This is a genomic window from Prosthecobacter sp., from assembly GCF_044222565.1.
Lineage (GTDB): Bacteria > Verrucomicrobiota > Verrucomicrobiia > Verrucomicrobiales > Verrucomicrobiaceae > Prosthecobacter.
On record NZ_JBGANA010000004.1, the window covers coordinates 146,069 to 168,310 of the forward strand.

General features: G+C 61.3%; 14 protein-coding genes. 11 read left to right on the forward strand and 3 right to left on the reverse strand.

The window, feature by feature from the left end; all coding sequences use genetic code 11:
* Positions 1 to 390 precede the first annotated feature (390 nt).
* The 5 genes from ACILSR_RS07240 to ACILSR_RS07260 all read left to right on the forward strand — a co-directional run bounded on the left by ACILSR_RS07240 (position 391) and on the right by ACILSR_RS07260 (position 10,768).
* Entirely contained in the window at positions 391 to 1,800 is a 1,410-nt protein-coding gene (locus ACILSR_RS07240; protein WP_395749071.1) for a sulfatase, read from the forward strand.
* 1,076 nt (positions 1,801 to 2,876) lie between these two features.
* Complete coding sequence (locus ACILSR_RS07245; protein ID WP_395749072.1) at positions 2,877 to 4,190, forward strand: PcfJ domain-containing protein; 1,314 nt, start codon at positions 2,877 to 2,879, stop codon at positions 4,188 to 4,190.
* A gap of 246 nt (positions 4,191 to 4,436) precedes the next feature.
* A complete protein-coding gene (locus ACILSR_RS07250) occupies positions 4,437 to 6,635 on the forward strand; it encodes a DUF1549 domain-containing protein (protein WP_395749073.1) in 2,199 nt (732 codons plus the stop codon).
* 565 nt (positions 6,636 to 7,200) lie between these two features.
* Complete coding sequence (locus tag ACILSR_RS07255) at positions 7,201 to 9,288, forward strand: hypothetical protein (protein WP_395749074.1); 2,088 nt, start codon at positions 7,201 to 7,203, stop codon at positions 9,286 to 9,288.
* A gap of 55 nt (positions 9,289 to 9,343) precedes the next feature.
* Positions 9,344 to 10,768, forward strand: a complete 1,425-nt coding sequence (locus ACILSR_RS07260) for an FAD-dependent oxidoreductase (protein ID WP_395749075.1) — start codon at positions 9,344 to 9,346, stop codon at positions 10,766 to 10,768.
* A gap of 307 nt (positions 10,769 to 11,075) precedes the next feature.
* Here the strand turns inward: ACILSR_RS07260 and ACILSR_RS07265 are convergent, their stop codons facing one another.
* Both ACILSR_RS07265 and ACILSR_RS07270 read right to left on the reverse strand, forming a co-directional pair.
* Positions 11,076 to 12,122: a LacI family DNA-binding transcriptional regulator gene (locus tag ACILSR_RS07265; protein ID WP_395749076.1), complete on the reverse strand. Its 1,047-nt coding sequence runs from the start codon at positions 12,120 to 12,122 to the stop codon at positions 11,076 to 11,078.
* 62 nt (positions 12,123 to 12,184) lie between these two features.
* Positions 12,185 to 13,639 (reverse strand): aminoacyl-histidine dipeptidase, encoded by a 1,455-nt coding sequence (locus ACILSR_RS07270; protein WP_395749077.1) that lies wholly within the window; start codon positions 13,637 to 13,639, stop codon positions 12,185 to 12,187.
* A 339-nt stretch (positions 13,640 to 13,978) separates the two neighbouring features.
* On the opposite strand from ACILSR_RS07270, the gene ACILSR_RS07275 reads away from it, so the two are divergent.
* The 3 genes from ACILSR_RS07275 (at position 13,979) to ACILSR_RS07285 (ending at position 18,926) form a co-directional block, all read left to right on the forward strand.
* Positions 13,979 to 16,627, forward strand: a complete 2,649-nt coding sequence (locus ACILSR_RS07275; RefSeq protein WP_395749078.1) for a sialidase family protein — start codon at positions 13,979 to 13,981, stop codon at positions 16,625 to 16,627.
* A gap of 308 nt (positions 16,628 to 16,935) precedes the next feature.
* On the forward strand, positions 16,936 to 17,868 hold the full coding sequence (locus ACILSR_RS07280; RefSeq protein ID WP_395749079.1) for a bile acid:sodium symporter family protein: 933 nt from the start codon (positions 16,936 to 16,938) through the stop codon (positions 17,866 to 17,868).
* 2 nt (positions 17,869 to 17,870) lie between these two features.
* Positions 17,871 to 18,926 (forward strand): phosphotransferase family protein, encoded by a 1,056-nt coding sequence (locus tag ACILSR_RS07285; protein ID WP_395749080.1) that lies wholly within the window; start codon positions 17,871 to 17,873, stop codon positions 18,924 to 18,926.
* A gap of 48 nt (positions 18,927 to 18,974) precedes the next feature.
* On the opposite strand, the gene ACILSR_RS07290 is transcribed toward ACILSR_RS07285, so the two are convergent.
* On the reverse strand, positions 18,975 to 19,832 hold the full coding sequence (locus ACILSR_RS07290; protein ID WP_395749081.1) for a transposase: 858 nt from the start codon (positions 19,830 to 19,832) through the stop codon (positions 18,975 to 18,977).
* Between the two features lie 79 nt (positions 19,833 to 19,911).
* Between ACILSR_RS07290 and ACILSR_RS07295 the strand changes: the two genes are divergently transcribed.
* The 3 genes from ACILSR_RS07295 to madM all read left to right on the forward strand — a co-directional run bounded on the left by ACILSR_RS07295 (position 19,912) and on the right by madM (position 22,231).
* Positions 19,912 to 20,625: an HpcH/HpaI aldolase/citrate lyase family protein gene (locus ACILSR_RS07295; protein ID WP_395749082.1), complete on the forward strand. Its 714-nt coding sequence runs from the start codon at positions 19,912 to 19,914 to the stop codon at positions 20,623 to 20,625.
* A gap of 442 nt (positions 20,626 to 21,067) precedes the next feature.
* Complete coding sequence (gene madL / locus ACILSR_RS07300) at positions 21,068 to 21,457, forward strand: malonate transporter subunit MadL (protein ID WP_395749083.1); 390 nt, start codon at positions 21,068 to 21,070, stop codon at positions 21,455 to 21,457.
* 6 nt (positions 21,458 to 21,463) lie between these two features.
* Positions 21,464 to 22,231, forward strand: a complete 768-nt coding sequence (gene madM / locus ACILSR_RS07305) for a malonate transporter subunit MadM (protein WP_395749084.1) — start codon at positions 21,464 to 21,466, stop codon at positions 22,229 to 22,231.
* The last annotated feature ends 11 nt before the right edge of the window (positions 22,232 to 22,242 follow it).

Genomic DNA, 22,242 nt, shown 5'->3' on the forward strand with positions numbered 1-22,242 from the left:
ATTGATTAGAGTATAACAAATCGCTTCGTTTCCGAGCAATCCAAGGCAGTGAATGCGGCTCTCCCTCTCCCCGCCCCTGAAAAACGATAACAACAAATTTTCTCTTCGGGGAACCGGAACGAAACGGAGATAGACTGCCGCAGGCAGCCCTAAGGGCGAACGCAGTGAGTCAAAGGGTTGGGGTGAGGGCCGCCCATCCGCTCCGCTGTATCTCCTCAGCGGTCCAATTACCCCAGGCCATTAGTGTTTCATTAGTGTGCGATTAGTGGTTAAAAATCTCAGTTCGCCTCTCGCAAATTCTGAAGTTTTTCTACCCCTAATCTTTCTACCTTTCCCCTCCGCACGATATCCCCGCAAGACCCGCGCCCCGCCCACGTTTCCGCCGCCACCATGCGCTCCCTCTTCGCCCTCCTGCTGCTCCTCGCCGCTACGGCCTCCGCCTCCGCCGCGGACAAGCCGAACGTCCTCTTCATCGCCATCGACGACCTCAACCACTGGGTCGGCTACCTCGGCCGCAACAAGCAGTCCATCACTCCCAACATCGACAAGCTCGCCGCACGCGGCGTGCGCTTCACGCACAGCTACTGCGCCGCCCCAGTCTGCAATCCCTCCCGCGCCGCCCTCATGAGCGGCATGCGCCCCGGCAACACCGGCGTCTATGACAACAATGAGGACTGGCGCCCCGTCATCCCCGAGGAAAAAACCCTCACGCACGCCTTCCGTCAGGGCGGCTACTTCGTCTGCGGCGCAGGCAAAATTTATCACGAAAGCTACAAGCGCCGCGAAGACTGGGACGACTACCTGGAAAACGAAGGCGGCATGCCCAAAGTTCCCGCAGGCCAGAGCGACGGCGTCGGCGGCATCAAGTTCGCACCCCTCGACTGCAAAGATGAAGACCTCAACGACTGGCGCATCGTCAACTACTGCATCGATCAGCTTGGCAAGCCCCAGGACAAACCCTTCTTCCTCGCCTGCGGCATCCACAAGCCCCACATGCCTTGGAACGTCCCCAAGAAGTACTACGACATGCATCCCCTCGACAAAATCGAGCTGCCTCCATACAAAAAAGACGACCTCGCCGACGTGCCACCTGCCGGCATCAAAATGGCCAAGCCCGACGGCGACCACGCCGAAATGATCAAGACCGGCCGTTGGAAAGAAGCCATCCAGGGCTACCTCGCCGCCGCCAGTTACACAGACATGCTCATCGGCCGCTTGATGGAGGCCTATGACAAAAGCCCGCACAAGGCCAACACCGCCATCGTCTTCTGGGGCGATCACGGCTGGCACCTCGGCGAAAAAGACCACTGGCGCAAATTCGCCCTCTGGGAAGAAGCCACCCGCGCGCCCCTCATCTGGGTCGTCCCCGGCCTCACCAAGTCCGACAGCATCTGCGAGCGCACCGTCGACTTCACCTCCGTCTTCCCCACCCTCACCGACATCTGCGGCCTGCCCGCCCCCGCACATCTCGAAGGCAAAAGCATCAAGCCTCTCCTCGCCGACGCCACCTCCGCCTGGGACACCCCCGCCATCACCACCTTCGGCCGCAACAACCACGCCGTCCGCACCGAAGGCTGGCGCTACATCCACTACGCCAATGGCGATGAAGAACTCTACAACGAGTCCACCGACCCCTACGAATGGACCAACCTCGCCAAAGATCCCCAATACGCCGCCACCAAAGCCGACCTCGCCAGACACCTCCCCACCATCAACAACCCGGAAGCCGGCAAAGAAACAACCGCTGCCAAAAAAGAGAAAAAGCAGCTCAAAAAAGCCAGGGGCAAAGATAAGGAGTAATACCACGATCCATTGAAAAAGGACATGCGGGCGCAGCCCAGGTGGGGCGGGCTGTACCCCGCCCGTCTGTGTGAGAGTTCAGCGAAAGTTCACAGGCATCCGAGTGACCTCAAAGTTTGGTTCCGATACAAATCTGGTTTCCGCATGCATATCGACGACGCGCTAGGCGGAGGTACGAGAGAGGACTCTCGTTCCTGTATCGCATAGGCGAGCACCCCCAGCAAAAGGTAGGGCGGGCTGTCCCCAGCCCGCCGCCGCCGAAGGCCACACCAGTCGAACAAAAAAGCAGCCTCTGACCGGCAATCAGTTTCTCCAGTCGCGACAGCGTCTTGGAACCGAAGCGAAGCGGAGATAGACAGCCGGAGGCTGCCCGAAGGGTGAGCGAAGCGAATCAATGCGGTCGCGCAGATGCAAGGCGCAAGCCTTGCATCGCAGCTAACGCTTTCGTGGGGAATTGATCCTCATCGTCCCATCCTGCCCTTCGGCTCCTGGCCTGAGAAGCTTACGACTGTCCAACGCCACCGCCTCACAGCGCATCCATATCACCCAGCGCGGAGTGCGCCGCAGAGCTGGTAGGGAACCGCTGCGTCGGGTCCGTGTTTATGGGTCTATAATTCCGCAGGCACTCAAAAAGGTGCGCCGTCCTCAAAGCATGGAACAACGGGAGCTGTGTGCTGCTGCCACAAAGGTTTCGTTTCAAATACGAATGCTCTCACCATCCCGCCACCACCCGCCGCTCTCGTCTCCTCTGGGACTTGCCATAAAACCGCAAGCCTCTGCGCGTCCCCATCTTATTCCATAGCTGATACCAGCTACTGGTATTCCTTTCCCTCCACCGCTTAAAAATTCAACACTCCCCAAACACTTTCCCCACACTTCCGCTGGAAATCCGCCAAGCCACCGCTACTCTCCCCTTATGATTCTGTCTCCCTTCGCTTGATCCTCGTGATCGTTTGAAGCCCCGGCCACGACGCTTGGGAAAACAAACCGTCGCATCCGCACTCGTCGCGTTCCCCGCCATCTAGGGGCGTGCCTGCGCGGGTCGATCAAGCCAGACCCCATCCCTTTTCAGAATCATGAACTTGCATCATGGGCGCGCCGCCGCGCGCCCGCAGGCCCCGGTCATGCCGGCGGTCCTTTCTGGCCGCGCCTGGACCGCGCGCCTTCTTCGTAACAACTGCTTCCGCCAGCACTGCCATGCCGCCGCCCGCAGCCGGCGTGTCATCGGCGTGCCGCACTGGCACGCTCTCGGCACACGCCTGCTCGCCGTGCTGGAGACCCGCAGCCGTGTCTTGTTTGACCTGCATCCCAAGGAACTCGGCGTCGTGCCCGCCATTGTCCGCCTCGCCGCCTATGCCCCGTCCTGGGTTCGTCATCCGGAAGACTGGCAGCCAGATCCTTCACAGCACGCTCGCGCTCAGTGGGCTTCCTTCCTGCGTCACCTGCTGGCCCTGTATCCGGTGCCGGAGTTTCTCGACTCCGCGTGGCACGTCTTCGGCCAGCCCGAGCATTTTGACCGCGACTGCTGGATCGCAGTGGCCCAGGGCCGTTCCTTGAAGGACGTGCATGGCTTTCCCAGTAGCATGAAAAGCCGTGTGCTCCATGCCGCACTCAATGGCGGCGACGGTGAGGCAGCCAGCCTGGCCTCCGCCGTCTGGCGCGCCGAACTGGATTCCGCACGCGCCCAGCCCGCGCTGCGGCACGTCGTGCTCACGCACCGCCTGTTTCAAACCCTCGCCTGGCATGCTTTGGGTTCGCGGCTCGTGGAAAAATTCGCCGCCGCTCCGGCCGATGCCCCGGTGGCCGCTCATTTCCCCTTGGTGGTGGACGCTTTGCACACCATCGACGCACATCAGGGACGTGCGCACGCCGAGCAACTGCTGCGCCTGCCGATCTTCGCGCTCATGCGCCACGCGGTGAAGTTTGTCACCGGACTCATGCGGGTAGGAGGGCATGACCTCACCGAGGAGCAGGTGCGCGCTGCCGCCGGTAGCGCGGAGCTTCTCCGTCTCGCAGCCAGGCGCTGGCGGCCCATGCTGGGTGGCATTCCCTTTGAAAGCCGCAGCGGATGGGTGGACGGCCATCCCACCTGGCGTGTGGAGGAGCTGTGTACCACCGAGGCCCTCAAAGCCGAGGCCCGGGCCATGCGCCACTGCGTGTCCGGCTACACCGGCCGCTGCCACAGCGGCAAGTCCGCCATCTTCAGCGTCCGTTTCCTGAAGCGGGAAAAAGCCATGGTGAATGCGCTCTCATTGGCCACCATCGAGGTGGCGCAGGCCACGCGCTCAATCATTCAGATCAAGGCCCCACGCAATACCTCACCGGGACACCACGTCATGCGAATCATCAACGAATGGGCCTCCTCCAATCACCTGGAGCCTTTGAAATGATTTCATTGCTAGGGTGGCGATGAATAAATCAACAGCGCAGCTCTGAAGCAAAGCAGAAGCTGGCCAAATCAAAATGAAAAATCGCGAGCCTTCATTCGGAAGGATTTCTCTGCGGTCTTCTAATCTCTCGCGTTGTTATGTCAGTGTTCCCTGGGACCCCATCGCCTGCAAACGAGCCTCTCTCCCCACCCCCGTCCCAGAATCCCAATAGAACACCCGCCCTCTGCTCGTTGGTGTCGCATTCTCATGAAATCTCCGGCCCGCACACTCCTGTGTCTCACCCTGTTTGCCGTCGCTGCCTCCCTGCATGCAGCCACGCCCTCCCAGCAGATCGACACCCTCCTCGCCAAAGACTGGCAGCAGCACAAGCTCACCGCCAATCCTCCCGCCACCGACGAAACCCTCGTACGCCGCCTCTACCTCGACATCATCGGCCGCATTCCCACGCTTCAAGAAACCCAGTCCTTCCTAACCCGCACCGACAAAGACAAGCGCGCCAGGCTCATCGACCAGCTCCTCGCCAGCGAAGGCTACAATCAGCGCATGTTCCACTTCTGGGCCGACCTCCTCCGCGTGCAGACCCGCTCAAACGGTGGGCAAGGGGACATGACCTCCAAGCCCTACCTCGAGCACATCAAGCAGCGCATCCGCGAAAACATGCCCTATGACGCCTTCGTCAAGGAGCTCCTCACCGCCCAGGGCAAAGTCTGGAACAACCCCGCCATCGGCTACTACATGCGCGATATCGGCATGCCACTGGACAATCTCGCCAACACCACCCGCGTCTTCCTCGGCACCCGCATCGAATGCGCCCAATGCCACAATCACCCCTTCGACAAATGGACGCAAATGCAGTTCTACCAGATGGCCGCCTTCACGTATCCGCTGGAGACCAACTTCACCGGCATCTCCCAGCAAAAGGGCGCCATTGACCTCATGGTGCAGGCCAGAAAAAAGCCGGAGATGGAAGCAGCCACGCGCAACATGGGCCGCGTCTTTGAAAACCTCGGCGACTTCGTCCGCTACAGCAAAGTCCAGGCCCTCCCCACCCGCCTCCTCAAGCTCCCGCACGATTACCAATACAACGACGCCAAGCCCAAGGACGTCATCTCTCCGGTCACCATGCTCGGCAAATCCGTGAAGTGCGAACCCGCTGGCGAGACCACCAAAGCCTTCGCCGAATGGATGACCTCTCCCGAAAACCCACGCTTCACCCTCGTCATTGCCAACCGACTCTGGAAAAAAGTCTTCGGCGCCGGCCTTATCGAACCCGTCGATGAAATCCTCGACAGCACCGTCCCCTCCAATCCCGCGCTCATGAAGCACCTCGAGCAGCTCATGCGCGACTGCCACTACGACGTGAAAGCCTTCCAGCGCGCTCTCTTCAACACCCAGGCCTACCAAAATGAAGCCACCCGCACCGAACTCTATGCCGGCGAAGTCTGCCACTTCACCGGACCGCTCCTCCGCCGCATGAGCGCCGAGCAGATCTACGACTCTTTCGTCACCCTCATCCAGCCCACACCCGATCTCCCACGCCGCCAGGGCATCGACAGCGAGATGGCGCAGAAGATCGTCTATCGCGGCAAGCTCAGCGATGCCCTCGATCTCCTCACCTCCCAGGAAATCTTCGACGGTGCCGCCAAAGCCTCCGAAGGCTACGAGCGCATCGCCGCCCGCTCCAAAGTTCTGCGCGATCAATACACCGCCGCCCAAAAGGCCAAGGACAAGCCCCTCATCGAAAAGCTCAATCTCGAAATCCGCTCCCTCGAGTTCGTCGCCCGCACCGGCATCCACGACTACGTCGTCGTCCCCGCCGTCGCCCGCCTCTACACGCAGAAGACCGGCAAGCCCGCCCCTCCACCCATTCCCGTCAAACAGCCCACCCTCGAAGAACTCAAAAAAGCCGGCCAAAACCGTGCCTACATCGACGTCCCCGGCTACGACATCGACCAGGCCATTCCCCACGAAGAAAAAGCCGCCGAACAAGCCCGCGAATCCCTCTACCGCACCGAGATCAAACGCCTCCACATCACCGACGCAGACGCATACCTCACATCCCGCCGTGCACAGGCCAGAGACTGGCCCCGCGCCGCCGATCTTGAATCTCCGGCTCCTCGCGGCCACTACCTCCGCGAATTCGGCCAGAGCGACCGCGACCTCATCGACAACGCCAACTCAGACGCCAGCATGCCCCAGGCTCTCGTCCTCATGAACAGCGAGCTGTTTGAAAGCATCCTCAAACCTCACACCCAGCTCCGCCTCAATCTCGCCGCCGCCAAATACCCCGACGACCAGCTCACCACCGTTTACCAGACCCTCCTCTCCCGCGCCCCCACCCCCGCCGAAAAAGCCGCCTGGACCCAGGCCTCCCAATCCGGCCTCAACATCGAAGACCTCATCTTCGCCCTCATCAACACCCAGCAGTTCATCTTCGTAAAGTAGTCCTCTCGCTCCGCGAGAGGTACACACCGCTCACGCAGCACGCCCACCTTCCGCTCGCTCCCATCGCAAAGGTAGGGAGGCTTGTCCCAAGCCTCCGCCGAACGTCCCAGCGCCCACTTCCAGTCCAGGCCCTGCCCTTTGAGCCACCAACTCCACAGTTCTAACTCATCCACTAATTTCGGTCGAGCACGCGTCTCCGAACCCGCAGCTCTTCTGTTCTGAGTACGTAGTTCGGGCTTTAGCCCGCTCCGGAAGCCCGCGCATCACCCCAAATTTAAAGCCCATCCAGCGCAAGTATTGTAGTCCCGGCTTCAGCCGGAATCTGGAAGCATCCTTCACGCAAGCAGCTCCAACACAAACTCTCTCTCAGGTGCTCGGCCGTGCCAATCTCCGGCCATTCCCTTGCTCCTTCGTTCCCCTGCCAAAAACCAGCGCACCAAATCACACCAGCCTCCTCTCTGATCCCGTTTCCGTTTATTCCGTGTGTTCCGTAGGCAATCAAATCTGGAATCTCAACGACCTCCAACTCTCCGGCTCATTCCCTCGCCAAAAACCAGCCTTCCTCATGCACCTCCGCCCCTTTCTCCTATCCATCCTCCTCTCCCTCACCACTACCCTCCTCCACGCCGCCCTCCCCCCAGACGCCACCACCTTCCTCGACGAAGCCGGCAACGCCAACGACGACTACGTCCGCCAGTCCGCCCTCGAAAAACTCGCCGCGCTCCCATCGCTAGACGACACCCAGCGCAAAGAAGCCACCTCCCTCGCCGACTTCGCCAAACGCTGGAACGGCTCCTCCCTCAAATTCTACGGCGCAGCCATGCGCGGAAAGCCCTACCGCGCCCTCGGCGCCTACGACTTCGGCGTCGCCACCGACTCCCCGCTCAAACCCCTCTGTGACTTTTATCGCGGCCGCATGCTCGCATGGAACCTCATCGAAAACAGCAACGTCCGCACCAACCCCAAGGACGCCAAATGGTTCAAAGACGAAGCCGTCGCCTCCTTCCAGCGCACCGCTGCCGCCTTCCCCAAAAACGAAGCCGCCCGCATGTATCTCGGCGAAGCCCTCCCCTGGGGCACCATCCCCGAAAAAATCCCCACCGCCCCCGAGTGGGCCACTCTTCAACGCGAGCAACTCGAACGCATGGCCGCCATTATCCGCTGGTGGATCACCAATCGTCAGCGTGAAGACGGCCAGTTCGGCGGCGGCTGGGGCGACGACTGCGAAATGTGGCGCTGGTGGGCCTCCGTCCTCCTCGGCTTTGATGATCCCCAGATCACCGCCGCTCAGCTCAAATTCTCCCGCTCCGCCGTCACCCGCCCTCATCTCAAAGGCGGCTTCAACACCGAGATTCTCGATGTCGAACACGCCGCCGAAGACACCACCGACAATCTCGTCCCCCTCATGGTCCTTCAACCCGACAACGAAAAATGGACCCAGTGGGGTCTACGTCTCGGCACCTTCATGCAGGACATCTGGACCGGAAAAAACGAACGCGGCCACACCCAGTTCAAGAGCTTCTACTTCAGCGCCACAGCCGCCGCATCCCAGCCGCAGCGCGCTCTCGATGTCATCGCCAACGTCGGCGCTCTCCATCCCGCTCTGCTCGCATGGCAGAAAACCGGCGATGAAAAACTCGGCACCCAAATCTGCACCTGGCTCGACACCTGGGTGGACGCCACCGCCCGCGCCGAAAACGGCAAGCCCGCCGGCATCCTCCCCGCCTCCATCCTCTGGCCCGAGGGCGCTGCCGCAGGCGCTGAGAAAAACTGGTGGGAACCCGTCAAACCAGGCGGCTACATGCACAGCTACTACGTCTGGCCCAGCGTCATCACCGAAATGACAGACGCCCTCATGCTCGCTCACGTCATGACCGGCAAAAACTCCTACCTCGCCCCTCTGCGCTCCATGGCTTCGATCCGCCTCAAGTATCTAAAAAGCCCTCCCCAGTCCGATCCAAAACCCGGCACCGAATCGTGGTGTGGCGCACAGCTCGCCCCACGCCACAACGCCAACAGCAACACCGGCGGATTGGTAAAGACCCTCGCCCGCTTCAAAGCCCTCACCGGCACCACCGAGTTCGATGAACTTCTCTCCCTCGAAGGTTCCGAATTCGTCATCCGCACCGATGAATCGGGCCGCCATGAACTCGAAGCCGCCCTGCGCGAAAGCCTCGGCGCTCTCCGCGTCAATTTCCCCGGCTTCACCAGCGAAGTCCGCTCCACCGACCGCGTCATGCGCTTCGTCCAGTTCCTCGCCCAGGACTACGCCTTCGATGAATACAAAGGCGTCATGCAGCCCAAGCACGAACTCCTCTACCGCATGGTCACCGGCGACAAAAACGCCCCGCGCTTCCCTCAGATGGCAGTCCGCTGGCTCACCCCGCCCAAAGACATCGCCGCCCTCGTCACCGACGCCAGCACCACCACCTTCACCGCCGAGCTCTTCCACTTCGGCAAAGACTCCCGCGACATGACCGCCGAACTCCGCCAGCTCAAACCCGGCTCCTACCAAGCCTCCCTCACCATTGATGGCAATGCCGCGAACCTTCCAGGCAACAGGTTGAACATCAAGCGCGGCCATTTCCCACATCTCCCCTTCACCTTGCCTGCACAAAAACTCAGCGTGCTAAAGATAGCGCTGATCGAATAGCCCGGGAACCATCTTCTGATAGCTCCGCCTTCATTCATCCGTGATACTCGCCCCCATGAAGCCCGCTCCCGTTTCCCGCCGCCACTTCCTCCACGCCGCACTCGCCGGCGGCGCTGCCAGTCAGACCCCTCTCATCGCCGCTGACACCCCCGTCACCAAAGCTGGCCTCTTCTCCGAACCCGCCCACGACATCCCTCTCGCCAACGACGCCGACGTCATCGTCTGCGGCGCAGGCCCCGCCGGCGTCACCGCAGCCATCACCGCCGCACGCGCCGGTGCCAAAGTCCGCCTCTTCGAATGGCGTGGCTGCCTCGGCGGCATCTGGACCGCAGGCCTCCTCGGCTACTTCCTCGACTTCAACAAACCCGGCTTCGCCAAAGAACTTCGCGACAAGCTCGATGCCCGCGGCGCACGCGCCAACTCCACCAGCACCAGCCGCTTCTGCTACGACCCCGAAGCCCTCAAACTCCTCCTCGAAGAACTCTGCGTCGAAGCAGGCGTAAAGTTCCAATACCACACCAAAGTCTGCGCCGCCTTCCGCGAAGGCAAACGCCTCACCACCATCGTCACCGAATCCAAATCCGGCCGCCAGGCATGGAAAGCCCCAGTCTTCATCGACACCACGGGCGATGGCGATCTCGGTTTCCAATCCGGCTGCGCCTTCGAAATCGGCGAAGCCGCCGACTGCCCCTGCCAGCCTCTTTCCCTCAATGCCCTCCTCGTCGTCAAAGACGTCGAGCAACTCCGCGAATTCGTCCGCTTCGGCCAGCCCAAGCCCGGCGAAAACACCGACGGCGAAAAGAAAAAACGCATCAAAGACGCCATCGTCAAAACCGGGCACTTCCCCTCCTACGCCGGCGCCACCCTCTGGCACGTCAGCGGCAATCTCGTCTTCGCTATGATGAACCAGGAGTTTGGCATCAAGCCTTGGGACGCCGCCGAGATCACCGCCGCCACCGTGCGCGCCCGCGCCGAGATGAACCTCATGGTCAATGGCCTCCGCAGCCTCGGCGGTCCCTGGGAAGGCATCCAGATCGTCGCCACCGCAGAGCAGATCGGCATTCGCGATGGCCGCCGCATCCTCGGCCGCTACGCCGTCAACAAGGACGACGTCATCAAAGGCGCGCGCCATGATGACGCCGTCGTCCGCGCCACCTTCGGCGTGGACATCCACGCCACCACCGCCGAGCACAATCAAAACGGCGGCGCCACCCACGCCACCGGCATCAAGGTCAAACCTTACGACATCCCCCTCCGCGCCCTTATCGCCAAAGACGTCGATGGCCTCATGATGGCCGGCCGTTGCATCAGCGGCGACTTCATCGCTCACGCCAGCTACCGCGTCACCGGCAACGCCGTCGGCATGGGCGAAGGCGCTGGCGTCATCGCCGCCCTCGCCGCCACCACCCACCGCCTCCCCCACGAAGTCCCCTGGTCCGAAGGCGAAGCCAAACTCAAGTCCATCGGCCACCGCGTGTAGGGAAGTACGATGGACACTCTTGTCCGTCGATCAGCGCTCACGCACTTCCCCCCGGGCTCCCGAGCAACCCACGCCTCCACCACCGCGTGAAAGCACATCCCCCTGGGAGCGCGGCACTCCGATGCCGCTCTGGGAAGCGCCGCGACCATCCGTCACGTCGAATTCCTCTCACACTACCTCCCGAGCCGCCGCTCTTCCGTGGACTCATGATCCGCCGCGCGACCGCAGCAAAGTAGCTTTGTTCCTGTGGAACAAGGATCGCTCCGCCTCGCCCCACGCTCTTATGCATGGAGCACCAGTCCTACTTTCATCGCCCCACCGCCCTCACACTCGGCCCGTCCACCCACTTCGGCGGAATCATGATCTGCCTCGGCACCACCGGCACCCCATGCTCATGCTGGGAAAGCTGCGTCACGATCAAATCCACCGCCGCCGCCGCCAGGTGATCCCGCTGCTGATAAATCCCCGCATACTCCGCCATCCTTGGCGTCCAGTCATGCACCACAAAGCCGATATCCTGCGGCACCCTTAGCCCCAGCCTCCGCAGCCATCCCGGCACATGCGTGTCAAAGGTGATCAGCGCATCCGGCTCATGCTCGCGCATCCATTTCGCAAAGGCCTCAAACCCCTTGCTGATGTCGTTGCTCGGAAACAGCAGCAGCGGCACACGATCCCCCTCCGGCAGACTCTGCTGCCAGTGAAACAGCCCCCCGCTGTATCCAAACTGTGACCGGTTCACGATCCACTTCGTCACCGCCACCCCGATCCTTTTATAACCCCGCGCGCTAAGCTCATCCGCCGCCATGTGAATCCCCAGCGTCATGTTCCCCGCGCACATGTGCAGCGCCGGGCTGCTCATCGCATTCCCAAACGTCACCGCCGCAAACGGCGAGAAATCCATCCGGCTGCACGGCAGCTGCATGCTCTGCGGCGACACGATCACGCCCTCAATCCCCCGCGCATGCAGGATCTTCTGCAGCCTCTTCGGCGTCAGCCCGTCCTTCCCCAGCCAGAACTCCTCCACAGCATACCCGTGCCCATGCGCACGACTCCGGATGTCATCAATTGGCACATACTGGTAGGAAGGCCCCAGCAGCCCGTCCTGCGGCACATGCTCACGTATCACCGCGATCACCGCCCTTACCCTCTGCTGCTTCTTCCCCCTCACCACCTGCATCATCCGCGCCAGATGCGGATCCGGCTGATAGTTCAGCCTCTTCGCCTCCTTCAGCACCAGCTCCCTCTTCTCCGCCGAAACCTTCGGCACCCCCCTCAGCACCCGCGACACCGTCATCAGCGAAACCCCCGTCGCACGGGCGATGTCCTTCAAAGTTGGCGCACTGGTCATGGGCATGATGTTAACATAACCCACGACCTGCCGCGCCTGCACGCATTTCTTAGCATGAATGGCTGCGCCTACATCTCCTCCAGCGTCCTCGTCAGCAGCCTCCAAAACTTCTGCACCGACGTCACACTCGCGCACTCCTTCTCGGAATGCGCCTCATGAATGTTCGGCCCAAACGAGATCATATCCAGTCCCGGATACGCCATCGAGATCACCCCGCACTCCAGCCCCGCATGGCACGCCCCCACCTGCACCTCATGCCCAAACAGCTCACTGTAGATCCCCTTCATCTTCTCCAAGATCGGTGACTCCGCGCTCGGACTCCACCCCGGATAGGGATCCCCCGACCTCAGCTCCGCACCGATAAGTTCAAACGGCGCACGAAACGCCCGCGCCACATCCATCTTGCTCGATTCCACTGAGCTCCGCTGCAGACTTCCCCACTCCGCCTTGCCTCCACCCAGCGCAATAGTGGAAAAATTCGAAGACGCCTCCACCAGCCCCGGCACCACCGGGCTCATGCGATACACCCCGTTCACCGCCGCCTGCATCGCCAGCACCAGCGCCCTCTGCTGCTCCTTACCCATGATCCCCACCTCACCCGCATCCACCTCCACACGCGTGGACACAAGGCCCATCCCCGGCTCGATCAGCCGAAACTCCTCACGAATCCCCGCCGCTTCCCGCTCAAAGCATTCCGCAAACCTGACGTCATCCAGCACCACCACCTGCGCTACACAATGCGCCGGTATCGCATTCCGCGCGCTCCCTCCCCGCATTGTCGAAAGCGCCACCACCTCTTCTCCACACGCGTTCAGCAGCCGCGCCATCAGCTTGATCGCATTCGCCCGCCCCTCATGAATCTGCAGCCCTGAGTGCCCGCCACGCAGCCCTGAAATTTGAATCGCCACCACCGCCGTCGCCGCTTCATACGCCACTTCGGTATAGTCAAAAGTTCCCACCGTATCGATGCCACCCGCGCAGCCAATCGTAAACGTGTCATCCTCTTCCGAGTCCAGGTTCAGCATCGTCTTCCCCGTCAGCAGTCCCGGTTGCAGCCCCAGCGCCCCACCCATGCCCTGCTCCTCATCCAGCGTGAAGAGCGCCTCGATCGGCGGGTGCGAAAGATCCTTCGCAGCCAGCACTGCCAAAATCGCGGCCACCCCCAGCCCGTTGTCCGCACCCAGCGTCGTCCCCCGCGCCCGCACCCAGTCCCCATCCACCCACATCTCAATGCCCTGCTTGTCGAAATCAAACTTCAGCCCGTCCGCCGCCTTGTGCACCATGTCCAGATGCGCCTGCATGATCACTGGCTGACGCCGCTGCCTGTCCGCCGATGCCGCCTTGCGCACGATCACATTCCCCGCGCTGTCCAGCTGCGCTTCCAGCCCATGACGTGCCGCAAATCCCAGTACAAACCCCACCACCCTCTCCTCCCTCTTCGACGGTCGCGGCACCGCATTCAGATCAGCAAAGCAGTTCCAGAGAGCACTAGGTTCGAGGGCGCGAATGGCGGATGAAGACATAAAGGTAGAGTGAGGCTTGGGCGGTTGCCGACAAATGCAAGCGAGTATGACAGCATAGCATTGTCCCAAACGCATTTCTTACTTCTTCAGGCCCGGTTAATCGGCCCTTGCAGCCGCGATGCTCCAAGGCTGGTAGAGAACCGCTGCTCCGGGTCCCTGATTTCGGGTCTATATCGTCGCAGGCACCCAAAAAGGTGCGCCGTCCATGGGGCCTCAGCCAGCATCCAGCGCCGGAATGGGGAAACTGCAGACACCTTAAACTCGGCGCCATGTTAACATAACACCCCACCACCTCATTCCGCCCTAAAATCCACCACGCCCTACGCGTTGCTCTCCCCGATGACTCCCCGCCAGCTCTGCCTTCTCATCCCACTCACCCTCACCTTCGCGTGCACCATTAGCGCCCCCGCCGCAGAGCCCCTCGGCCAGCGCCACCAGACCTGGCAGGGCATCCCCGGTCTTGAACGCACCGCTAAAGGCCGCGTCTTTTCATCCTGGTTCACCGGCGGACCCAAGGAGCCCTCCCCGGAAAACACCGTCCTACTCTGCTACAGCGACGATCAGGCCAAAACCTTCACGCCTCCCCAAATCATGGCGGAGCCCAAAAGTGGCACCCGCTGCTTTGACCCCACTCTGTGGATCGATCCCAAAGGCCGCCTCTGGTACCTCTTCAATCGCGGCAACAAAGACACCGCCGTGCATGACGTCCACGCTCGCATCTGCGAGGCCCCCGATGCCACCCCGCCCGTCTTCGGCCCCGAGTTCCGCGTCGGTTATTCAGGCCCCTACGCCTTCCGCATGAACAAGCCCACCGTGCTTTCCACCGGCGAATGTATCATGCCCGTCACCCACGCCACCGAGCCCATCCACTCCTGGTTCGCCGGCCCCAAACAACTTCAAGGCGTCGGCATCTCCACAGATGAAGGAAAATCCTGGAAACTCCACGGCGCACTCAAAGCCCCCGAATGGGCGCTCGAGTGCATGATCACCGAGCTCAAAGACGGCCGCCTCTGGCTCCTCACCCGCACCGGCGGCGGCTTCCTCTGGGAAAGCCATTCATCGGACAAAGGCCGCACTTGGACCGAGGCGAAAGCCAGCACCATTCCCAATCCCGGCTCCCGCTTCTTCATCCGCCGCCTCTCCTCCGGCCATCTCCTCCTCGTCAATCATCACGGCTTCACCGGCAAAACCCGCAGCCACCTCACCGCGCAAATTTCCACCGATGACGGCCACACCTGGAACGAAGGACTCCTTCTCGATGAACGCAGCGGCGTCTCCTACCCAGATGGCGTTCAGGATCGCGACGGCCTCATCTGGATCACCTACGATCACGATCGCCAGGGCGCCGGCGAAATCCTCCTCGCCAAGTTCCGTGAAGAAGACGTCATCGCAGGAAAAAACACCTCCGGCGCGGTCAGCATGCAGCAGACCATCAGCAAGCTCGACGCACCTCAAATCGTGCCCGCCAAATGGGACCCCGCCCTCGCCGGAGACATCGTCATGCAGCGCCTCATCAACACTTCCGCGCCTCGCGTCAAAGGCACGCACGATGCGGAGTTCCTCTGTGTCGGAGACCGCGCCTATGTCGTGACCGAATCGAACGATCTCCGCGCCGGAGAAAGCTCCGCATGGCCTTTCATCTACGTCTCCATGTCCATCGTAAATCTGAAGACACTGGAAGTGGAAAAGATCCTCGACTTCGCCCGCAGCGAGCAGGTCTTTGAAAATGAAACGTTGCCCTTCGGCCAGTGCTTCGTGCCCCGCATCATTCAAAAAGACGCCAAAACCCTGCGCTGTTATTTCACCAGCCAGGACCCCGGAAAGCGCCAGGCGCAGATGTGGTACATCGACTTCGATCTGCCACGCGCTGAATTCCAGAACCGCATCTTCCGCGCCAAGCTCAAAACCGCCGCCGGCACCTTCGACATGCAGCCTCAGTACTTTCATGCCGATGCCGCAGCCCAGGGCTTCCGTCGTCCCGCGCATGACGCGGGTCTCTTTATCTTCGATTCCTTCAAACAGTTCGATGGCAAAACCTACGTCGCCCTGAACAATTTCCAGGTCGGCCAGAACGCCCTCGCACTCCTCCACGATGACCTCGTCACCTTTGAAGTGCTCGGTCATTACAATGAGCCGCAATCCCAGCAGCTCAGCGAATCCGCCGTGAACCGCCTGCCCGACGGCACCTGGATGGCCATCTGCCGCAATGACAAAGGCAACTACCACTTCACCACCAGCCAGGACGGCCGCACTTGGACCGTGGGCAGGGAACTGCCCTTCGTGTCCAACGGCTCCAACTCCAAGCCGACCTTCGACAAGTTCGGCAGCGTCTATTACCTCGGCTGGCAGGACGCGACCCAGATCGACGGCAAGCGCCGCACCATGTTCAATCTCGATGTCTCTCGCGATGGCCAAACCTGGGAGCGCAAATACCGCTTTGAGACTCCCCACTCGTTTCAATACCCTACCTTCCATGAACACCAGGGCGCGATCTGGCTCTCTGTGACGCAGGGCCCGTTGAAAGATCGCATCATGTTCGGCAAGCTCGAAGACCTCGACCAGTTCGAATCGCAGGCGGGCAAAAAGCGCATCGTCTGGCCCGCACCACCACCGGACGAGGGCGCCGTGATGAAGCCAGGAGTGAAGCTCTTCACCGACCGCACCTACATCATCGAAGAAGTTCCCGCCCCAGTGCGCGATCTCCCCTTCCTCCGCACCAGCATCGAGAACATCGATGTCGAAGCCACCAAACCCGGCACCCTCTACGCCCTCACCCCGACCACGCGCCCCAAAGCTGCCAGCCAGGAGGAAGCACTCAAAGCCGCCGGATTCATCAAAGTCGATCTCCCCGAAACACAGCTCTTCCCCGGCGAGATCAACCGCATGAGCCTCTACCGCAAAGACGCCACCGCAGGCGAGCAGTTCCACTTCAAAAAGCTCGTCCTTCTCATCAGCGGCACCTGTGCCCTGCGCGCCCTCCATCCATGACCCTCTTCACCTGAATCACTCCACGACCCATTGACAACAGGCTTCCATCTCCCGCTTCTCCCACATCGCGCCGCCCCAGCCTCGAAGTCCAACGGCCTTCCGTATCATAGCGAAGGGTTGCCGAGCCTTGGCGAGGCTACCCTGGTACACATCAGGCCCCTCCTCCGGGGAGCAAACCCAAAGCCTTCTTAACACGCCGCCCTCACCAGCAGCGTTCTTCCCTTCACTCCGCCCGTCTCGGTCTTGGCCCCGTCGCTTCAGCGCACCCTGATACTCCTTCAAAGAATCCCGTTTCCGCTCCATCCCGCATGACCCGCTTCTTCAACTGGTTCAATAATCTCTACCCCGTCTGGCTCGTCACCCTCGCCACCATCGCCTTCTTTTGGCCTCAGACCATGCTGTGGTTCGGCAAAAATTGGATCTTCTGGTCCCTCGCCGCCTCCATGCTCGGCATGGGGCTCACGCTCAGCCTGGAGGATTTCAAGGCCATTGGCCGCATGCCCGGCAGTGTGGCGCTGGGCTTCGTCGCGCAATACACTATCATGCCTTTGTCAGGCTGGTTGGTCGCCGAAGCACTGCAGCTCGATCCCGGCCTCGCCGTCGGCATCATCCTCGTGGCCAGCTGCCCCGGCGGAATGGCCTCAAACATGATCAGCTACCTAGCCCGGGCCAATGTGGCGCTCTCCGTCCTCCTCACTCTCGCCTCCACCCTGCTGGCCTTCTTCTTCACCCCTATGTGGACCAGCACCCTCGCGGGAAAATACGTGCCCGTTGACGCCTGGGGCCTCTGCCTCTCCGCTCTGCAGCTCACCGTCGCGCCCGTGGTGCTCGGCGTGCTCATCCGCTGGAAGCTCCCCCGCACTGCCGATCAAATAGGCGCCTGCGGCCCTACCATCGCGGTTCTCGCTTTCACCTGTGTTAGCGGCGGCATCGTTGCTGCCAGCGCGGATGCCATCGCCACCCATTTTGGTCGTCTGGCACTCGCTGCCTTCGCCCTTCACGTGCTTGGCTTTGGCGTTGGCTACGCCTTGTCAAAGCTGCTGCGTTATTCGGAATCCATTGCCCGCACGGTGAGCATCGAGGTTGGCATGCAAAATGGCGGCATGGCAGCTTCTCTGGCTCGTGAACACTTTTCCGCCATGCCGCTCGCCGCTGCCGCGGGTGTCTTCAGCGGCGTCATGCAAAACATCATCGGCGGCCTCCTTGCCTCATGGTGGAAACGCCGCACGCCCCAGTCCTGATCATGAGCCGCCAAGACATCTACTACTGGAAGTGCGACCGCCCCGCGGCCTTCCACGGCACACAGACCCGCGGCGCGGCCGATGCACAAATCGAGCAGCAGCTCCGCGAAGTTCTCCAGCGCCACTTCGTCACCCAGGTCGTTGAACTGAGCACTGGCATAGGGCAGGGAAATCACCTCACCTGGAATGCCCGCGTGGCAGGTCACCCCATGTTTATCCGCGTCGAAAACGGCCCTGAAAAAGACGGCCACCTCGCCATTGAATCAGCCCTGCTCTCCCGTGTTCGCGAGTCCGGCGTCGTCACCCCCCGCGTCTATGCCTGCGATGCCACCCGCACCCGCGTCCCCTTCGCCTGGCAGGCCATGGAGCGCATCTCCTCTCCAGATCTCAACCACTGGTTCAAACAAGGCCGTCTCGACATCCCCCGTATCGCTTTCTCCATCGGCGCAGCCGTCGCCCAGTGGCAGCACATCACCTTGCCAGGCTTCGGGGTCTTGGGCGAATCCATGCGCGGCTACCACCCCGCCTACGCCGACTACTTCCACCTCCGCCTTGACCAGCACCTCTCCTTCCTAGTCTCCCACCACTTCCTCACTCCATCCCAAAGCGCCGAAATCCTCGTCGAAATCGAAAACCACCGCGCCCTTCTCGATCTCGACACCGGCTGCTTCGTCCACAAAGACCTCGCCCTCTGGAACATCCTCGGCAGCGAAAACGAAATCGCCGCCTTCATCGACTTCGACGACGCCATCTCCGGCGATCCCATGGACGACCTCTCCCTCCTCGCCTGCTTCCATGACGATGCCTTCCTTCGCCGCGCCTTCGAAGGCTATCAAAGCCTCCGCCCCCTTCCAGCAAATCACCTCCGCCGCTTCTGGCTCCACCTCCTGCGCAACATGATCGTCAAGTCCGTCATCCGCGTCGGTGCCGGTTACTTCGACCGCGACGACGGCTTCTTCCTCATCTCCTCCGGCACCTCCGGAAAATCTCTCCGCGACTTCACCCTCAAAAAGCTCTTCCACGCTCTCCACTGCCTCAGAGCCGAAGCCCCCCTGTAGCGCGGTATTCCGATACCGCGACCGCTCCGCCTCGAAACAAACTCCGAATTACAAAAGAGCATCAATCCACTCCGCTCGGTGCAGATGAAACTCTCCCATACGCAGCCCCCTCGGATTCTTCTCAATATACTCGCGCGTCCGTCTGAGTTCATCCAAATCACGAATCACCCGGTCAAACGACTCTGGCTGCCAGACACGCCCGGCCCGTGTCATCAGTCTCTCACGCAGATCCTCCCTCTGCATCAAACGGGCCGCAGTAAATCGTTTCACCGAATACAACCATTCTTCCAAAGGCACCTCTTCAAAAGGCTGCGCAATGACATGGACATGATTGGGCATGACGACAAAATCACCCACCCACAGCCGCTGGCCGTGAAAAAAACGCAGCGCCTCCGCCACCAGCGCATGAGCATCCGGCTCCCTTAGCGCGCAGCAGCCATGGCATTCATCCAGCTCCACAAAAAACTGTCGTGCCATCTCACGCTGGAAAGTGGCCCGCTCTCCACAATCAAGCCCCGCAATCGCCTGCCGAAAACGCTCCGGCTCGTCGCGCTGCCAGCGAATGTTGACGCCTCTCTCAAACAGCCACTGCGCCTCGTCCTGCTTCCATCGCAAGATGACTTCAGCCGGAAGCGAATCAGCCAGACGAAAGGTCACAAAATAAGAAGCTCCCGCCAGCCGCCAGTGCGGCAGATTGCGCTCATATCCAGGCACCATCCAAAAATCCTCCTTCTCCTCAAAAGCAGTAAACACCGGCCTTTCCGGAATCTTCAAAGGCTGCGATAGCGGCTTCTTCGGCATGCCGCCAATGTAGCGCGGTATTCCAATACCGCGATACCCTCTTCCCGTCAGCACCTCTCGAACCACGGTGCCCTCTCCCAACACCCCATCGCTCTCTGGTCTCATCCGCTCTCACGCTCAAAATCCCAATTCCGCGACCGCCTTTTCTCGCTATATCCATCACGAGCTATCCCCACCTCACCCCATGAAAAAACACATCGGCGCCTTCATCTCCATCGGCTCCCCCGCCGTCACCGAACTCGCCGCTGAATGCGGCTTCGACTGGGTCCTCATCGACCTCGAGCACGGCTGCGAATCCGAAGCCGCCCTGCCCAATCAACTGCGCGCCCTACGGGGCAGTCCCACCCTCGCCATCGTCCGTGTCAGTGCGCCCCACCCGGATCTCATCGCCCGCGTGCTCGACTGGGGCGCCCACGGCATCATGGTGCCGCACGTCAATACCGCCGCTGAGGCCCGCCACTGCGTCGATGCCGCCACCTATCCACCGCACGGTCATCGCGGCGTCTCCCGCACCGTCCGCGCCTACGGCTATGGCATGCGCCTCCCTGAAGGCGAGATGCCCAAGCCCATCATCCTTGCCCAGATCGAAACCGCCGAAGCCGTTGAAAACGCTGCCGATATCGCCGCGGTCGAAGGCATCACCGCCCTCTTCATCGGCCCCGCCGATCTTTCCTTCGATCTCAAAGCCCGGAACTCCCCTCGCCCATACGACGACTGCGTGAACAGCATCGTAGCAGCCGCCAGAGACCACAACAAAGGCTGCGGCATCCTCGTCCGCCACGCCGACGACAAAGAAAAACTCAAAGCCCTCGGCTTCACCTGGCTCGCCATGGACTCCGATCTCTCGCTCGTCCGCGAAGGCTTCAAACGAAATCTCGAAGCTGCCCGCGCCTGGTGATCATCTCCAGCCACGATTCCTTGAAAATGGACCTGCGTCTTCACTAGAGAAGAACTCTCCGCGCGGCAGCTCCGGCAGGAGTGGGATCATCCTGATCCCACACACTCTCGCCTGTCCCACCGTTCCCAAACTGGAAAATGCACTCCCCCTCAAACACTGGGCAACTCGTGAAAAATGAAGAATCAAAAATCCTGACTCAGAGCTCTGGGAAATTTTTCCACCCCTAATCTTTCTACCTTTTCTCTGGAGCGCTAAAACGAAAAGCCCCGCTTAGCCAAGTGCCCTTCATAATCCTCACAGACTCCTCGTCCTTTCGGTCCTTTGTGTCTTTTCCGTCTTTTTGATCGGCCTTCTTTCCTATCATCCCCGTCTCCCCCCTTCGCACAAAACTTCGCGGATTGACAATCCTTCCCAAATCCTGCCATCCTGCCGTCACGATATCATGATCATCTACGGCACCGCTCTTCTCGCCACCTGCCATCTGCTCGGCATCATCCTTGGCGATCTCCTCGGTCGCGCGCTCGGCATGACCACCAATGTCGGTGGCGTCGGCATTGCCATGCTCCTCCTCATTGGCATGCGCATGTATCTGCACAAGCGCGGCATGCTCTGTCCCACCTCCGAGAGCGGCGTGCATTACTGGGGCGCGATTTACATCCCAGTCGTCGTGGCCATGGCGATGAACCAAAACGTTGTCGCCGCCCTGCGCGGCGGACCCGTGGCGCTGATCGCCGCCGTGGGCAGTGTCGTCATCTGTGGGTTGTTCGTCTCATTCATCAATCGCATGGAACCCGAAGAACCCTCACCGGAACCGGAGGCGTCAGCCGAATAGTCTCCTATGTGGCCGATCCTTGAAAAAGCCGCCAAAGAAAACGGGCTTGTGCTGGCATTCGCCGTCGTGGGCCTCGTCATGCTCGTCTCAGGTGTCATCTCGCGAAAACTCACCTTTGGCCGCGTGCAGGGCTCGGCCATCGCCATTCTCATCGGCCTCGCGCTCGCCTATGTCGGCGGAAAAATGTCTGGTGGCACCAAAGGTCTCGCAGACATCGCCTTCTTCAGCGGCATCGGCTTGATGGGCGGCAACATGCTGCGGGACTTCGCCATCGTCGCCACCGCCTTCGAAGTCCACGCCGAGGAGGCCCGCCGCGCAGGCTGGATCGGTGCCATCGCGCTGCTGCTCGGCACCGTGCTGCCCTTCATCGTCGGTGTCTGCGTGGCGCGTGCCTTCGGCTATTCAGATGCCGTCAGCATGACCACCATTGGCGCTGGCGCGGTCACCTACATCGTCGGTCCCGTCACGGGTGGTGCCATCGGTGCCAGCTCTGATGTCATGGCGCTCAGCATTGCCACTGGAGTCATCAAAGCCATCCTCGTCATGATCTCCACGCCCGTAGCCGCAAAGTTTCTGCGCCTCAAGACTCCTCGGTCCGCCATGGTCTTCGGCGGCCTCGCGGGCACCGTCAGCGGCGTCTCCGCCGGACTCGCCGCCACGGATCGCAGACTCGTCCCTTACGGCGCATTGGTCGCCACCTTCCACACCGGCCTTGGCTGTCTAATGGGACCCTCCGTGTTGTTCTTCGCGGTGAAGATGTTCGCCGATCACTGACCCTTTCCAAT

Coding starts and splice junctions, on each gene's coding strand:
- ACILSR_RS07240 (WP_395749071.1), top strand. CDS start 391: ATGCGCTCCCTCTTCGCCCTCCTGCTGCTCCTCGCCGCTACGGCCTCC.
- ACILSR_RS07245 (WP_395749072.1), top strand. CDS start 2,877: ATGAACTTGCATCATGGGCGCGCCGCCGCGCGCCCGCAGGCCCCGGTC.
- ACILSR_RS07250 (WP_395749073.1), top strand. CDS start 4,437: ATGAAATCTCCGGCCCGCACACTCCTGTGTCTCACCCTGTTTGCCGTC.
- ACILSR_RS07255 (WP_395749074.1), top strand. CDS start 7,201: ATGCACCTCCGCCCCTTTCTCCTATCCATCCTCCTCTCCCTCACCACT.
- ACILSR_RS07260 (WP_395749075.1), top strand. CDS start 9,344: ATGAAGCCCGCTCCCGTTTCCCGCCGCCACTTCCTCCACGCCGCACTC.
- ACILSR_RS07265 (WP_395749076.1), bottom strand. CDS start 12,122: ATGCCCATGACCAGTGCGCCAACTTTGAAGGACATCGCCCGTGCGACG.
- ACILSR_RS07270 (WP_395749077.1), bottom strand. CDS start 13,639: ATGTCTTCATCCGCCATTCGCGCCCTCGAACCTAGTGCTCTCTGGAAC.
- ACILSR_RS07275 (WP_395749078.1), top strand. CDS start 13,979: ATGACTCCCCGCCAGCTCTGCCTTCTCATCCCACTCACCCTCACCTTC.
- ACILSR_RS07280 (WP_395749079.1), top strand. CDS start 16,936: ATGACCCGCTTCTTCAACTGGTTCAATAATCTCTACCCCGTCTGGCTC.
- ACILSR_RS07285 (WP_395749080.1), top strand. CDS start 17,871: ATGAGCCGCCAAGACATCTACTACTGGAAGTGCGACCGCCCCGCGGCC.
- ACILSR_RS07290 (WP_395749081.1), bottom strand. CDS start 19,832: ATGAGACCAGAGAGCGATGGGGTGTTGGGAGAGGGCACCGTGGTTCGA.
- ACILSR_RS07295 (WP_395749082.1), top strand. CDS start 19,912: ATGAAAAAACACATCGGCGCCTTCATCTCCATCGGCTCCCCCGCCGTC.
- madL (WP_395749083.1), top strand. CDS start 21,068: ATGATCATCTACGGCACCGCTCTTCTCGCCACCTGCCATCTGCTCGGC.
- madM (WP_395749084.1), top strand. CDS start 21,464: ATGTGGCCGATCCTTGAAAAAGCCGCCAAAGAAAACGGGCTTGTGCTG.